Source organism: Robertkochia sediminum, assembly GCF_016786255.1.
Taxonomy (GTDB): Bacteria; Bacteroidota; Bacteroidia; order Flavobacteriales; family Flavobacteriaceae; genus Robertkochia; species Robertkochia sediminum.
Genome location: NZ_JADMKT010000064.1, coordinates 154,668 through 168,756, shown reverse-complemented (window position 1 = coordinate 168,756; position 14,089 = coordinate 154,668). Strand labels below are relative to the sequence as shown.

Annotated in this window: 17 protein-coding genes and 1 tRNA gene; 10 read left to right on the top strand and 8 right to left on the bottom strand. The window is 46.9% G+C overall.

Annotation, left to right across the window (positions count from 1 at the left end):
• Positions 1–52: 52 nt before the first annotated feature.
• Together IS446_RS02730 and IS446_RS02725 are read right to left on the bottom strand one after the other, a co-directional pair.
• On the bottom strand, positions 53–556 hold the full coding sequence (locus tag IS446_RS02730) for a DUF6702 family protein (protein ID WP_203058338.1): 504 nt from the start codon (positions 554–556) through the stop codon (positions 53–55).
• A 150-nt stretch (positions 557–706) separates the two neighbouring features.
• Positions 707–1,447, bottom strand: a complete 741-nt coding sequence (locus IS446_RS02725; RefSeq protein WP_235996377.1) for a peptidase associated/transthyretin-like domain-containing protein — start codon at positions 1,445–1,447, stop codon at positions 707–709.
• A 166-nt stretch (positions 1,448–1,613) separates the two neighbouring features.
• On the opposite strand from IS446_RS02725, the gene pepE reads away from it, so the two are divergent.
• Entirely contained in the window at positions 1,614–2,318 is a 705-nt protein-coding gene (gene pepE / locus IS446_RS02720; RefSeq protein WP_203058328.1) for a dipeptidase PepE, read from the top strand.
• Between the two features lie 155 nt (positions 2,319–2,473).
• On the opposite strand, the gene rluF is transcribed toward pepE, so the two are convergent.
• Together rluF and IS446_RS02710 are read right to left on the bottom strand one after the other, a co-directional pair.
• Entirely contained in the window at positions 2,474–3,205 is a 732-nt protein-coding gene (gene rluF, locus IS446_RS02715) for a 23S rRNA pseudouridine(2604) synthase RluF (protein WP_203058326.1), read from the bottom strand.
• Positions 3,206–3,286: 81 nt separating this feature from the next.
• Positions 3,287–3,359, bottom strand: a tRNA-Gly gene (locus tag IS446_RS02710).
• Between the two features lie 183 nt (positions 3,360–3,542).
• Here IS446_RS02710 and IS446_RS02705 point away from each other — a divergent pair.
• From IS446_RS02705 to IS446_RS15550, 4 genes are all read left to right on the top strand, one after another.
• Positions 3,543–4,502 (top strand): GNAT family N-acetyltransferase, encoded by a 960-nt coding sequence (locus IS446_RS02705; protein ID WP_203058323.1) that lies wholly within the window; start codon positions 3,543–3,545, stop codon positions 4,500–4,502.
• Entirely contained in the window at positions 4,499–5,212 is a 714-nt protein-coding gene (locus IS446_RS02700) for a M15 family metallopeptidase (RefSeq protein WP_203058322.1), read from the top strand. Before IS446_RS02705 ends, IS446_RS02700 begins: the two co-directional genes overlap by 4 nt.
• A gap of 65 nt (positions 5,213–5,277) precedes the next feature.
• Entirely contained in the window at positions 5,278–6,054 is a 777-nt protein-coding gene (locus tag IS446_RS02695) for a M48 family metalloprotease (protein ID WP_203058320.1), read from the top strand.
• A 236-nt stretch (positions 6,055–6,290) separates the two neighbouring features.
• Complete coding sequence (locus IS446_RS15550; protein ID WP_317192153.1) at positions 6,291–6,458, top strand: DUF6747 family protein; 168 nt, start codon at positions 6,291–6,293, stop codon at positions 6,456–6,458.
• 89 nt (positions 6,459–6,547) lie between these two features.
• Here the strand turns inward: IS446_RS15550 and IS446_RS02690 are convergent, their stop codons facing one another.
• Positions 6,548–6,931 carry an ankyrin repeat domain-containing protein gene (locus IS446_RS02690; protein ID WP_203058318.1) on the bottom strand — a complete coding sequence of 128 codons (384 nt, stop codon included), beginning with the start codon at positions 6,929–6,931 and terminating at the stop codon, positions 6,548–6,550.
• 232 nt (positions 6,932–7,163) lie between these two features.
• On the opposite strand from IS446_RS02690, the gene gpmI reads away from it, so the two are divergent.
• The 4 genes from gpmI (at position 7,164) to IS446_RS02670 (ending at position 10,252) form a co-directional block, all read left to right on the top strand.
• A complete protein-coding gene (gene gpmI, locus IS446_RS02685; protein WP_203058316.1) occupies positions 7,164–8,687 on the top strand; it encodes a 2,3-bisphosphoglycerate-independent phosphoglycerate mutase in 1,524 nt (507 codons plus the stop codon).
• 20 nt (positions 8,688–8,707) lie between these two features.
• Complete coding sequence (locus IS446_RS02680) at positions 8,708–9,331, top strand: thioredoxin family protein (RefSeq protein ID WP_203058314.1); 624 nt, start codon at positions 8,708–8,710, stop codon at positions 9,329–9,331.
• An 88-nt stretch (positions 9,332–9,419) separates the two neighbouring features.
• Positions 9,420–9,692, top strand: a complete 273-nt coding sequence (locus tag IS446_RS02675) for a Sec-independent protein translocase subunit TatA/TatB (protein ID WP_203058313.1) — start codon at positions 9,420–9,422, stop codon at positions 9,690–9,692.
• Positions 9,692–10,252 (top strand): phosphatase PAP2 family protein, encoded by a 561-nt coding sequence (locus IS446_RS02670; RefSeq protein WP_203058312.1) that lies wholly within the window; start codon positions 9,692–9,694, stop codon positions 10,250–10,252. The genes IS446_RS02675 and IS446_RS02670 overlap by 1 nt, the downstream gene beginning before the upstream one ends.
• An 18-nt stretch (positions 10,253–10,270) precedes the next feature.
• Here the strand turns inward: IS446_RS02670 and IS446_RS02665 are convergent, their stop codons facing one another.
• Positions 10,271–10,912, bottom strand: coding sequence for an O-methyltransferase (locus IS446_RS02665; protein ID WP_203058309.1), 642 nt, complete (start codon positions 10,910–10,912; stop codon positions 10,271–10,273).
• Between the two features lie 133 nt (positions 10,913–11,045).
• Here IS446_RS02665 and kynU point away from each other — a divergent pair, with 133 nt between their 5' ends.
• Complete coding sequence (gene kynU / locus IS446_RS02660) at positions 11,046–12,314, top strand: kynureninase (protein ID WP_203058307.1); 1,269 nt, start codon at positions 11,046–11,048, stop codon at positions 12,312–12,314.
• Positions 12,315–12,350: 36 nt separating this feature from the next.
• Here kynU and IS446_RS02655 read toward each other — a convergent pair whose 3' ends face one another.
• Together IS446_RS02655 and IS446_RS02650 are read right to left on the bottom strand one after the other, a co-directional pair.
• Entirely contained in the window at positions 12,351–13,079 is a 729-nt protein-coding gene (locus IS446_RS02655) for a pirin family protein (RefSeq protein WP_203058304.1), read from the bottom strand.
• 76 nt (positions 13,080–13,155) lie between these two features.
• A complete protein-coding gene (locus IS446_RS02650) occupies positions 13,156–14,022 on the bottom strand; it encodes a helix-turn-helix domain-containing protein (RefSeq protein WP_203058298.1) in 867 nt (288 codons plus the stop codon).
• Positions 14,023–14,089 lie beyond the last annotated feature (67 nt).

Here is a 14,089-nt window from a genome sequence, read left to right as displayed (position 1 = left end):
AGTGATTTAAGTCGCGAAAAATATAAATTTTTAGCTTTTAATGGTTTTTACGTTAAAAGTTTAACAAAGCTTTATCATTCCCCTTGTGTAAGAGAAAACTCTTCTTTCCTTCCGGAAATTTAATATGGGTAATGTGTTTCTGCTCTTCAAAAAGTTCTGTCATCACCTCATTTTCAACCCGGATACTGCTATAGCTGCCCGGATCGATACTTTTGATCTCCAGGTAGCATTTGGTGAGATCGGAGTCGTATTCCTTTCCGAGGAATTCGAAGGTTTGTAATTCACCATCCAGGTATATCCTGAACTTTGTTTTAAGGTATTTTTCAATGAAAAAGTCGGCTTGAGCCGATTCTTCATCGGTCATTAGGCCAGCTTTAATGCCGTATCGCTCGCTTAGTAACAGGTCGAGATCGTCTGTAAAATAACGTGCAATGATCTGTATCGAACGGCTTTCTGCGTTGTAGTTGATGTCGGTTACACTTACGTAATATTTGTGCAGGATACCTGCTGAAAGCAAGGGCAAGCAGCATAGGAGGAGGGCTAAAATTCTTTTCATGCGATTTTTTTGAACGCGCGAAAAGTATCCCTTTTTTGGCATTTATCATGTTAAAAAGATGATAACTTCTGCCATTAGCCACGAACTGCATCGCTCTTGTTTAAGAGGGTGGGGTGTCTGAATGTAAAGCTGAGGGTGTTTTCCGGTGGGCTATTGTCCTTCTTTTAGCAGTTCGTTAAAGCTCCTGCTCTGATTGACCAGGTAATCGATAAGTTGAAATTCCTGATCTTTTCGCAAGAGCTCCCTGGGAGGGGTGTTCTGATCGATATAGACCAGAAATTCGTTGATCTTATCCTGAGGAATGCTGAGGTCGGTTACGAAGAATTCGTCATCGTATACCTGCCTCAATACCTCCGATACCTTAATGGTCGGCAGGTTTTCCCCATTCTTATTGTTGGCGTTGAAAAGGGCTTTAAAGATGTTAACAAAATTGAGTCCGTATTGCATTCCCTGGTCCTGCAGCGGGAGGGCTACATTATCTACCTTGGTAGACATATCGGTCTGGTAATCGATCTTCTTGAACTCCTCTCCTTTGAGCTCCAGGAATTTCTCCCTGTTCTCGGGGGTGATCACCACCTCGTCCAGTTCGGTTATCTTTTCATCGACGGTGACCACGATCCTGTTCTTTTCGATCATATCTGCAGTGATGGTTACCGTTTTGAACTGGTAGTTAAGCGAAGTAAAGGCCAGGATGTCTCCTTCTTTTACGTCGATCATGAATTCCCCGTTGTCGTCTGTGGCTGTAGCGGTTTCTGCAGTGATATTGATCACATTCTCATTGGGTACATTCGTGTTGATGTAGAGCACCTTTCCGATGATCGGAACGCGATCGTCCTGAGTATGACCGAGGAGGGTGAAGAGGCAGAGTGTTATGGTAAGTAAATGTTTCAAGAGCAAATTTTTTATTGAAATTAACCATTAAAAAGATCTAATCAAAATAAAAACAGCGGGAAGCGAGGTGCTTGTGTTTGAAGGATGATCGATGCAGGCTTCTCCTGAAGTTGTTTTAAAAACAATAAAATGCCCATCTTTGCAGGGACAGCAAAACGTTCTTCTCATGAAAAATATGATCGTAGCCAGTACTTCTACAGTACACGGCGCTTCTTATCTTGAATACCTTTTACCGGCGCTTGAATCCATGTTCGAGCAGGTCGATACGATTACTTTTATACCCTATGCCCGCCCTGGAGGTATCTCTGAAGATGCCTATACCGAAGTGGCTGCAAAGGGTTTGTCGCCCTTGGGGAAGAAGGTGGTGGGACTTCACACCTATGAGGATCCCGTGGAAGGTCTTAAAAATGCCGAGGCTGTGTTTACGGGTGGAGGAAATACATTTTTGCTGGTAACAAAGCTCTACGGGGAGGGCGTTATGGAGGTGTTGCGTGAAAAGATCTATTCGGGAATGCCTTACCTGGGTACCAGTGCCGGATCTAACATTACGGGGCTCAGTATGCAAACCACCAACGACATGCCTATTATTTATCCGCCCAGCTTTAAAACCCTTGGGGCCATACCTTTTAATTTGAATCCGCATTATCTCGATCCTGTGGAGGGGAGTACCCATATGGGCGAGACCCGGGAGACCAGGATCAAGGAGTTTCATACCCTTAATCGCATTCCTGTGGTGGGATTGCGCGAAGGCAGCTGGCTGGAAGTTAAGGGAGATAACATCGTGCTTCGCGGCCCTCTTACCGCCCGTATCTTTGAGCAGGGAAAAGATGCCTGGGAACTTGAGCCCGGGGCCGGAGTTAATTTGTCCTGACCTGTTGCCGGAAAACTCGAACCCGGGGCCGAAGTTAACTTCTCCCGACCTGTTGCAGGGAAGCTGTTGGTGGACTGTTGGTGTATTGAGCTAACTTAGGGTTGTCTCTTTTCCAGAGTCTGCGGAGTTTGGGTTTAACCTGTCTCCAGGGGCTGCTAGCGGTGGGTCTTTGACGAATCGGAGACCATATTTTTGATCTCGCCAACCTCTTTAGGGGTCAGGTAGCGCCATTTACCCGGTTCCACATCAAGGTTTACATTCATGATGCGCACCCGTTTAAGTTTGGTTACTCTGTAATCGAAGTATTCGCACATACGCCTGATCTGGCGGTTGAGTCCCTGGGTGAGTATGATCCTGAACTCGTAACGCCCGGTTTGCTCGGCAAAGCATTTTCTGGTAACTGTTCCTAAAATGGGAACACCGCTGCGCATACGTCTTATAAAATCTTTATTTACCGGTTTGTTCACCCTTACCACGTACTCTTTTTCGTGATTGTTGCGCGCCCGCAGGATCTTGTTAACGATGTCGCCATCGTTGGTAAGAAAGATGAGGCCTTCACTGGGCTTGTCAAGCCGACCTATGGGAAAGATGCGCTTTGGGTAATTGATGTAGTCAATGATGTTGTCTTTTTCGACCCTGGTGTCTGTGGTGCAAACAATACCCACGGGTTTATTGAAAGCGAGGTATACTGGAGCTTCTTCAGGCTCGTTAATGAGTTTGCCATTTACTCTGATCTCGTCTTCGGGACTCACCTTGGAGCCCATTTCGGGAAGCTCCCCATTAACCGTAACCCGGCCCTGGGCGATCAGTTTATCGGCTTCCCGGCGGGAGCAAAATCCTACTTCGCTCAGGTATTTGTTAATGCGTGTAAGCGCTTTTTCGTTCATAATCGTAAAGTTACATAATATGAAAGAGGTTTACCTCCCGGTTTATGGCAAAAAAAAACCCAACCATAAGGTTGGGCTTAGAGCGGGAGACGAGGTTCGAACTCGCGACATTCAGCTTGGAAGGCTGACGCTCTACCAACTGAGCTACTCCCGCATTCCGGGTGCAAATATATAAATTCTTTGAAATTATAACCAAAAAAAAATTGCAGTCATTTTGGCAAAAACAGCCCCTCAAAAAGGAGGAGGTGCTAAGGGTGTTGATTCTCAGGATCCTTCTTCAGGTAAGGGCTCCGGATTTGTGAAATAAAGATTATCTTAAAGGCTCATATTTTTCTTTATGAAGCGAATTACAGAGGGGGTTAGGGTCTACCTGAGGGAGTTCATGCCCGGCGACGGGATGGAGCTTTACGCGCTCAATGCCGATAGTGAAGTACTGCAATTTACCGGAGACAGCCCTTTTGCCTCAACCGCCGAAGCGGAAGCGTTTTTGCAACGGTATGAAGATTACAGGAAGTACGGTATCGGCCGGTGGGCGGTGATCCGTAAAGAAGATAATGCCTTTCTGGGGTGGTGCGGACTCAAACTTCATCCCGCAGAGGGTATCACAGAGGTGGGGTATCGCTTTTTTAAAAAATACTGGGGACAGGGCTATGCCACAGAAGCGGCCGAAGCTTCTATGGACTACGGATTTTTCAGGTTGCGGTTATGGCGTATTTACGCCCATGTGCATGTGGATAATGTAGCTTCATTAAGGGTGGTCGAAAAACTTGGGATGCTTCATATAAAAGATTTTGATTACGAAGGTTTGCCGGCGAAGTTGTTTGCCAGGGTCAATCCGAACTACCACCTGCGACTGGTTGATAAAAGCACTGTACTGGAGGTACGTCATCCGGTGCTGCGAAGCGGAAGGCCGCCGGAGAGCGCTGTTTTCAATGGTGATGAGCTGGCAACGACCTTTCACCTCGGAGCCTACTATGAAAGTCGGTTGGTGGGGGTGGCAACCCTTATGCTTACCGGCCGTCCCGGAAAACAGGAAGACGGGGTGTACCAGTTAAGGGGAATGGCCATAATCGATGAATATCGTGGTAAAGGCGTTGGTGGTGCCCTGTTGAATAAGGCGGAAAACGAGGTGGTCGCCCGCGGTGGGGATCTTATCTGGATGAATGCCCGTGAAAAGGCGGTTGGATTTTACAAGCGGGCCGAATATCGTACTATCGGTCCTTTATTCGATATCCCCAAAATAGGACCGCATTTTTATATGGAGAAATCTTTAAATTCGGGAAAACAGGCAAAATGATGAAAATTAAAGTGTTCCTGCTGTGTTGGGTTTTTACGAGTGTGCTCTGCTCGCATGCTCAGGAATTTTCTGTAGATCTTTTAAGCGGAAGGGTCGCAGTAGCGATGCGCGACGACCTTTCAGGATTGCAGCCTGAGGTGGTGGAGGCATTTAAGAAGATGGCTGAAGCTGCCGCAAAAGAAGGTGTCGTTTTAAAAGTGGTGTCCGGATTTCGCAGTTACAGCCGACAGGCAGAGATATGGAACGACAAATACAAGACATACAGGAAAGAAGGTCTTACCCCCTTGCAGGTAGTAGAACGCATTACCGAGTATTCTACCATTCCCGGTACATCGCGGCATCATTGGGGTACCGATATGGATCTTGTCGATGAGGCAGCCGGAGAAACAGAGGGGTTGCTCGTGGCCGATAAATTTGAGGATGGCGGCCCATTCGCGAAGATGAAGCAATGGATGGATGCCCATGCCGGTGATTACGGATTTTTCCTGGTCTATACGAACGACCCGGATCGAAAGGGATTTCATTATGAGCCCTGGCACTACAGCTATGCTCCGCTCTCCAAACCCATGTTGAAGGCTTTTCTGGAGCTTGAACTGGAATCGCTCATTGAACCTGCTGAACTCTATGGCGGACAATTACTACGCGGACGATTGCTGGAAGCCTATAAAAATGAACATATCATGGATATAAATCCGCAGCTCAAAAACTAATTTTTTGTAAATTGAACCACCTCCTTACGATCTTCCTGCACTGCTGTGTTATAAATGTTTAGCTCATGAGAACAAAAGTAGGCTTCCGTTTTATGATCGGAGTGGTGATCGTGCTTTTTGCGGTCTTTAAATACTGCTCTTCTGCCGAGACCAATCCCTATACCGGAAAGGAACAACACATTACCATATCGCCGGATGAAGAGGTAGCCCTGGGGTTGCGCAGTGCCCCGCAAATGGCTGCTCAGTTCGGAGGTCTTCATCCCAGTCGCGAGGCACAGGCCCTGGTAGATGCCGTGGGAAATAAACTGGTGGCCAATACCGTGGCCAGGGAAACCCCTTATAGTTTTGAATTTCACTTGTTGGCAGATCCGTCAACGATCAATGCTTTTGCACTGCCTGGCGGACAGATCTTTATTACCTATGGGCTTTTCACAAAGCTGGAGACCGAAGGGCAGTTAGCCGGAGTGCTGGGGCATGAGATAGGTCATGTGGTTGGGCGCCATAGTGCAGACCAGATGTCAAAACAAGGGCTAACCCAGGGTATTTTAAGTGGAGTGGCCATCGGGTCAGAAAGCGTTGCCACCACACAAATGGCTGCAGTAGTCGCCAATATGATCAATATGAAGTATGGTCGTAGTGACGAGCTGGAGAGTGACGACCTCGGTGTACGGTTTATGATCCGGTCGGGTTACGACCCTCATGACATGATCGGAGTACAGCAGATCCTTAAATCGGCAGCAGGACCGAACAGAACCCCTGAGTTTCAGAGTACTCACCCCGATCCGGACAACCGAATCGCTCATATTCGCGCTGCGATCGAAAAATACGGATACCCGCAATAAGTTTCGTACGTCTATATAATTGGTATTTCATCGGGAAATCGTAAGAATTTTTCTTCAAAAATTGATTTTAATTTAGCTTAGAAGGCAGAATTAAGAATGCCCCATTTTCTTATTTCTGGTCCCGGATAGTATTGAGGATCTTTAAAGGTTAAATAGCTTTTTTTCCCTGACTTCTTCACCAGAACGATCTGCTGTATGCTAATCAAAACGTTTTGTTTAATTAGTAATAGCACTTTATGACAACATTTTTACTTCTAAAAAATCTTTACCGTACCTCTTTTGAAGAATTGAATAACCGCACTGCGGCTGTTCTGTTAAAATTCATTAGTATCGTAAGCTTCGCAGGGCTTATGGTAGTGTTATACGCATTTGTATACAGGTTGGCAACCGGATTCACTTTCTAAGGGATCACGGTGCTTTAAAGGAAAAAACCCCGGGATATCCCGGGGTTTTTTTTGCGCTAAATCAAAATAGTTATTTTCAGTCTCCTCTTTTACTGATCAAGTATTGTCATGGCCTCATCGGCATTGGAGATCGCGGCAAAATCGTAAGCGGTCTTTTTCAGAACGCTGTGCTTTACATCTTCTTCAGCTCCCGCATTAAGAAGCGCTTTAACCACCTTGCAGTGATTGTATCGAGCGGCATACATTAGTGGTGTATAGCCTCTGGAGGTGGCGTCTACATCGGCCCCCAGTTCGATAAGTTCTTTAACCTTCGCAACATCGCCTTTGGCAGCGGCATAACACAAGGGGGTTAGGTTGTAAGACGCTACCTCGGTATAAGGATTGGTTTTGTCAGGATCGATGGAGTTGTCGTTGTTTGCCTGTACGGCAGTTACTGTGAGCAGGAATGCTGCGATAATTGATAATGTTTTCATGATTGATGAATGTTATTGGTTATACGATTTAATAGACGCCTCAGAAAGTGTGATGTTTCAGTATTTGGAGGGTATTAACTTGGATTTAACGAAATCAATCACTTCTTTATCAATACTTTAAGAAAGTCAAACGTTTGCGTAAAAACCCTTCGTGAGGCTTAAATCCAAGGGCTCTCAGCTTTCAGAAGAGCATATATGTTAGTATCTTTGGGAGATAAGATTAATGTTGAAAATGGATAAAAAAGTATTATTGATGATCCTCGACGGATGGGGGATCTCACCCGATAAGAACGTATCGGCCATTGCACAGGCCAAAACTCCTTTTGTTGATAGTCTTTATGACAAATACCCGAACGCTACCCTGCGTACCGATGGTCTTAATGTAGGCCTTCCGGAAGGTCAGATGGGAAACAGTGAAGTAGGGCATATGAATATTGGTGCCGGCCGTATCGTTTACCAGGACCTTGCGAAGATCAACCTTGCGGTAAAGAACAATACCCTGGCAGACGAAAAGGAGATCAGAGATGCCTTTGATCACGCTAAAAAGAACAATAAGAACGTTCATTTTATAGGTCTTGTGAGTAACGGAGGGGTACACTCTCATGTGGATCACCTGAAGGGGCTTATGGATGCTGCTCATAGTGCCGGTCTTGATAAGCAGGTTTACATACACGCCTTTACCGATGGTCGGGATGTTGACCCGAAAAGTGGTAAGGATTTTATTGCCGATGTGATCTTACACGGTAAAAAGACCCATTGCCAGCTGGCATCGGTTATAGGGCGTTATTTTGCCATGGACCGCGATAAGCGATGGGAGCGTGTTAAAAAGGCTTACGACCTTATGGTACACGGAGAAGGTGCAGCATACACAGATCCGGTAAAAGCGATGCAGGACAGCTACGATAACGGGGTTACCGATGAATTTGTTGAGCCGATCGTTGTGGTAGATGACAATAAGGAACCGGTGGCTACGATCGCAGCGGGCGATGTGGTGATCAATTTTAACTTCCGTACAGACCGTGGTCGTCAGATCTCCATGGCACTTACCCAGCAGGATTACCACGAGCAAAATATGCATAAGCTCGATCTGTATTACGTGACCATGACCAATTACGACGATACCTTCAAGAACGTTCATGTGGTTTACGATAAGGAAAATATCTCCGACACCCTTGGTGCTACGCTCGCCGCGGCCGGTAAAACACAGATCAGGATCGCAGAAACGGAGAAGTATCCGCACGTAACCTTCTTCTTTAACGGAGGGCGCGAGGAACCTTTTGAAGGAGAACAGCGCATTCTTTGTCCGTCGCCAAAAGTGGCTACCTATGATCTTCAGCCGGAAATGAGTGCCTTTGACATTCGCGATCAGATCATTCCGGAGATCAAAAAAGACGATTCGGCCGATTTTATTTGTCTTAATTTCGCCAATCCGGATATGGTTGGACATACCGGAGTAATGGAAGCTGCCGTCAAGGCTTGTGAAACCGTTGATGCCTGTGCGAAAGAGGTGATCTCGGCTGCCCTTGAGAGCGGATATGCCACCATCGTGATCGCAGATCACGGAAACTGCGATACCATGATCAATCCGGACGGTTCGCCAAACACGGCGCATACCACCAACCTGGTGCCGATCATTCTTGTAGATAATGACGTTAAAAAAGTGGCATCAGGGATCCTTGGGGATATTGCTCCAACCGTACTGAAGCTTATGGGGGTAGCAAAACCTGAGGCCATGACCCAGGATGCTCTAGTATAAAAACCAATTAAAACCATACCATGTATAAAATTGCTTATGTAGTGCTTGCTGCCATCATGCTTTCGTGCGCAGGCCAAAACAATAAAGAAGGAAAACAGGCTGAGGTAGCTGCAGAGGCTGCCGTTGCTGATGAAGCGGCTATGGCCGGGGCATCGGCTATGGCGGAAGAAGCCGAATCTGCGGCAGATCACGCTGAAGCGCAGGATAAGTTACTCCTCGGACTTCAGGATCGCGAAGCCCTTCAGCAACCACCGTTCAATAGCTGGTTTGATGTGAATTACGAGGAGTATCGTCCGGATGTCGCGATGGTCCAAAAGCTCAAGCCACTCACACAAGACCTCGAGATCAAAATGTTCATGGGGACCTGGTGCGGTGATAGTAAGCGTGAAGTACCGGCCTTCTTCAAACTTTTAGACGCGTTGGAATTTCCGGCAGATAAGGTGACCCTTATCACCATGGATACCGAAAAGACCACTCCGGACAACCTGGAGGAAGGTCTGGATGTAACCAATGTACCTACCATCATATTTATGAAGGAGGGTAAAGAGCTCAACAGGATCGTAGAATATCCTATCGAGTCTCTTGAAGAGGATATGTTAAGCATTCTTAAAGGTGAAGATTATAAGCACGCCTATGCGTGGTAATTGCAGGAAGCAAAATATTTCTTCCTTATATTTGTAGACTCAAATGGCTGCCGGCTCCTGCCGGCAGCTTCATATAATCGAAGTAGCTATGTTTTTATTTATCAGCGGAGGTGAGATCGTATTTATCCTGTTTATCGTGATCATGGTTTTTGGTGCCGATAAATTACCTGAGATCGCTCGCGGACTCGGGAAGGGGATGCGACAGTTGAAAGACGCGACAGAAGATGTAAAGAGAGAGATCCAGCGCAGTGCCGAAAGCCAAGGCATAGATACCGATTTTACCAAAGAGATCAAGGAATCTGTAGAAGGGGTGAAAGACGATCTTGAAAAATTCACCGGCTCGGTTAAACGCAAACTCTGATGTTCGAGCAATTGCTGGAATACGACAGGCAGCTGCTCGTATACCTCAATAATCTGGGAATTGAAGAATACGATCTTTTCTGGAGCACCATTACCCAACCCATTTTCTGGACCCCTTTGTTTTTTTTGTTCCTGTTCCTGATCTATAAAGCTTGGTGGGGTAATAAACCCTGGATGGGACAGGTTACTGCCGTAAGCACCTTGCTTTTTACCTTATTACTTACCGTTGTAGTTAAAACTCTGGTGGCCCGTATACGGCCCAGTGGCGATGAAGAATTTTCCAAATTACTTCGCGTACTTACCCAATCTGATACCTTTAGCTTTTTTTCGGGGCATGCCGCCAGCTCATTCGCACTTACCACCATTGTGGTGTTCCTGGTGCAGCGCAAATATCCCTGGGCATTCTTGTTCTTTCTGTGGCCTTTGGCGTTTAGTTTCAGCCGGATATATGTGGGCGTACATTACCCCTCAGACATCCTTGCCGGAATGCTGGTGGGGATATTACTTGGAACCCTTGGGTACCGGGCGCATAATTCCTGGAGAGCAGCTACCGGAAGGTGAATGCTTTTGTGTATGGCGTTAGCGTACCCGCGTAACGGTGAGTCCGTCGCGTATAGGCAATAATACGGTTTCTACCCTTGGATCTTCATTAAGTAGCTTGTTGTACTCCAGCAGGGCGTTGGTTTGCTTGTCGTTGGGCTTCACTTCTTCCAAAACCTTACCGCTCCACAATACATTGTCTGTTAGGATCACGCCTCCGGGATTCATCTTTTCGATGATCAGGTCGAAGTATGCGGGGTAGTTTACCTTATCGGCATCTATAAAGACCAGATCGAATTTCTGAGGCATGTCGGGGATGATGTCCAGGGCGTTCCCGGTATATTGAACGATCTGTTCGCCCCAGCCACTCAGATCGAAGTACTTTCTTTGAAAGTCGTGAAGCTCCTCGTTTACGTCGATGGTATGCACCTTTCCACCGCTGGCTAGTCCTTCGGCCAGGCATATGGCCGAATAACCCGTATAGGTGCCGATCTCCAATACCTGCTCAGGGGCAATGATCTTTGACAACATGCTGAGTACTCTGCCTTGAAAATGACCGCTGATCATTCGGGGTTGAAGCACCTTGAGATGCGTCTCCCGGCTCAGCTTTTTTAAGATAGCAGGTTCCTGTTGTGAATGCTTTTCGACATATACTTCCAGTTCCTCGGGTAAAAAATGCATATCCAGAAATTTTTGCAAAGGTACTACCTGGAACACAGATGTCATAACCAGGAAACAAAAGGATATAGTTTTTGCCATTTTTCGACCCAAACCTATTCTTCTTTGTATTTTTAGCCCAAAACAAAATAAACGCATGACATTCGAGAATACGTTGGATTTTGCTAAGAAGATGGATGCTTCTGATCCTCTGGCCTCGTACCGTTCGGAATTTATTTTTCCGCAACACGAGGGGCATCCGGTGATCTATTTTACGGGGAACTCCCTGGGCTTGCAGCCCAAACGAAGCAGTGCCTATGTCAATGAGATCATGGCCGATTGGGCCAACCTTGGTGTAGAGGGGCATTTTGAGGCCGACAAACCCTGGTGGGATTACCATGAAAGGCTGGCGGCTCCCCTGGCAAAGATCGTAGGGGCTCGGGAAGAAGAGGTAACCGTTATGAATACCCTCACCGTGAACCTGCACTTGCTCATGGTGTCTTTCTACCGTCCGGAAAAAGGGCGCTATAAGATCTTGTGCGAGGAGAAGGCCTTTCCGTCTGATCAGTATATGTTAAAAAGTCAGGCGAGGTTTCATGGGTATGACCCGGAAACTGCCCTGGTAGAAGTTCAAAAACGCCCCGGTGAGCACCATTGGCATACCGAGGATTTTTTAGATGCTATCGAGGAACATAAAGATGAGCTCGCTCTTGTTTTGCTTGGAGGCGTTAATTACTACAACGGTCAGGTGCTAGATATGGAGGCCATTACGGCTAAGGCCAAAGCCTGTGGTGTAATGATCGGTTGGGACCTGGCACATGCTGCCGGTAATGTGGAGCTGAAATTACACGATTGGGATGTTGATTTTGCTGCGTGGTGCAGCTATAAATATATGAACAGTGGTCCCGGAAACCTTTCGGGAGTCTTTATCAATCAGCGCTACCTGGATCGTAAAGATATTCCGCGTTTCGAGGGATGGTGGGGAACTAAAAAAGAAACCCGCTTCTTGATGAAGCCCGAGTTTGAACCTATGGCCAATGCAGAGGCCTGGCAGTTGAGTAATGCTCCTGTTATGGCTATGGCTCCATATCTTGCTTCTCTTACCATGTTCGAGGAAGTTGGGATGGATGCCCTCAGAGCTAAGAGCCAGAAGCTCACTGCTTACCTGGAGTTCATCCTTAAAACGGTCGAGACTGAGGTCCAGGGAAGTTTTGAGATCATTACTCCGGAAGAACGCGGATGCCAGCTTTCGGTGTTCCTGCACGGACAAGGACGGTCGTTGTTTGATTTTTTAATGAGCAAGGGAGTGCTTCCCGACTGGAGGGAGCCTAATGTGATACGACTGGCACCGGTGCCATTCTACAATTCGTTCGAAGATATGTATCGCTTCGGCCAGATCCTGAAAGAAGGGATCCTTAAGAAATAAAAAAAACGCCCGGCTTGTGCCGGGCGTTTTTTATAATCATCCATTAATAGAAGGAAGCTGCATGGGCACCTCCATAAGCAAAAACTCGGCATCGGTACCTGCTTCAATTTTGAGGCTGTCGGTTTCACTGATCCCCAATCCGTCGCGGGTGGAGAGCGCTACCCCATTGATCGATACGTCTCCTTTAAGAACGAAGGCGTATACTCCTGTATTCTCCCCTTTCAGGGTGTAGTCCAGGCTTTTTCCGCTATCGAGATTCGAGAGGTGAAACCAGGCGTCCTGGTTAATGGTCACCCCACTGTCGTCCTTATCGGGAGATACGATCTGTTGCAGGGTATTGTGACGGTCTTCTAACGATAAGGTGATCTGATCGTAAGAAGGGGTGACGTTTCTCTTTTTAGGGAGTATCCATATCTGGAGAAATTTCACTTCTTTGTCTTTGTTCTTGTTGTATTCGCTGTGAAAAACTCCGGTTCCGGCAGTCATGGACTGTATGTCACCTTCTTTGATCACCGTTTTGTTTCCCATACTGTCCTGGTGCTCCAGGTCACCGTAGAGCGGGATGGAAATGATCTCCATATTGTCATGAGGATGCTTTCCAAATCCCATGCCCGGGGCTACACTGTCGTCGTTGAGTACGCGTAGTACACCAAAATGCATGCGCTCAGGGTTGTAGTAATTGGCGAAACTAAAGGTGTGATAACTCTTTAACCATCCGTGATCTGCATGACCGCGGGTATCTGCTTTATGAAGTAGTGTTTTCATAGGATCTTATTTTTTAACAAAGATCAGGAATAACCAAACCTGAGTCCATGTAAAAAAGCGGAATATTGGTGTAGATCTAACTCCTGATGCCCTGGCGGAAGTCGGAGATAGAGGTTCCCGTACAATTTCTGAACATTTTGCTGAGGTGTGAAGGGTCTTGAAAGCCCAGGTCGTAAGCGATCTCCTTGGCCGATGCACCGGAGGTAAGCAGCTTGCGCTTGGTTTCCAGTACCAGTCGGTTCTGCAGGTATTCCTTGGTGGAGGTATGCAGGTACTCCCGGTTGAGCTTGTTGAGGTAATTGGTGCTAATGTGCAGGGCTTCGGCATATTGGGATGCCTTATGCCAGGTGTTGATCTTTTTTTCGACCAGGTCCTTGAATGCGCTTATGGTGGTCATAGCGCTGTCAAGCGTTTGGTTGATATCGGTCGAATTCAGGTTGCAAACGGTATTGCAACTAATAAGAAACAGACGTAGGTGTGCCCCCAATGCCTCGTACCTGAAAGCCTGCTCTTCGTTAAAGCAGGTCTCCATATCACGGCAGTACTGCTCCAGTAAGGTCATGGTGTCGGGGTCAGGGAGCAGGGGAGGACTCTCTCCATAAGGCCTGAAGAGGTTGATGTGTTCCAGGAAATGCCTGCTGATATTGGAGTGCAGTAAGAACTCATCGTTAAAGGCGATGGTGTATCCACTCAATCCCTTTTCTTCGATGACCCGGTGTACTTGGTTCGGGCTTAAAAAGAATACACTACCCGGAGTGATCTCGTATTCCCGGAAATCGATAAGGTGCATGCCGGTGCCGTTTCGGGTAACCATGATCACGTAGTAATCATGGCTGTGAGGTGCATAGGTCTTGGGTGGTTCGCCATCTGCTTCCCGGTTAACCAAGGTAATGTGAAAAAAGGGATCTCTCTCGAAGGTGTTTTCAAATTGCATTAACCGCATGCGTAGCCGGGGATTTCTTGTGGTGTGATCATCAAAAATAATGGAAACACAGTGAGTTACACAATGA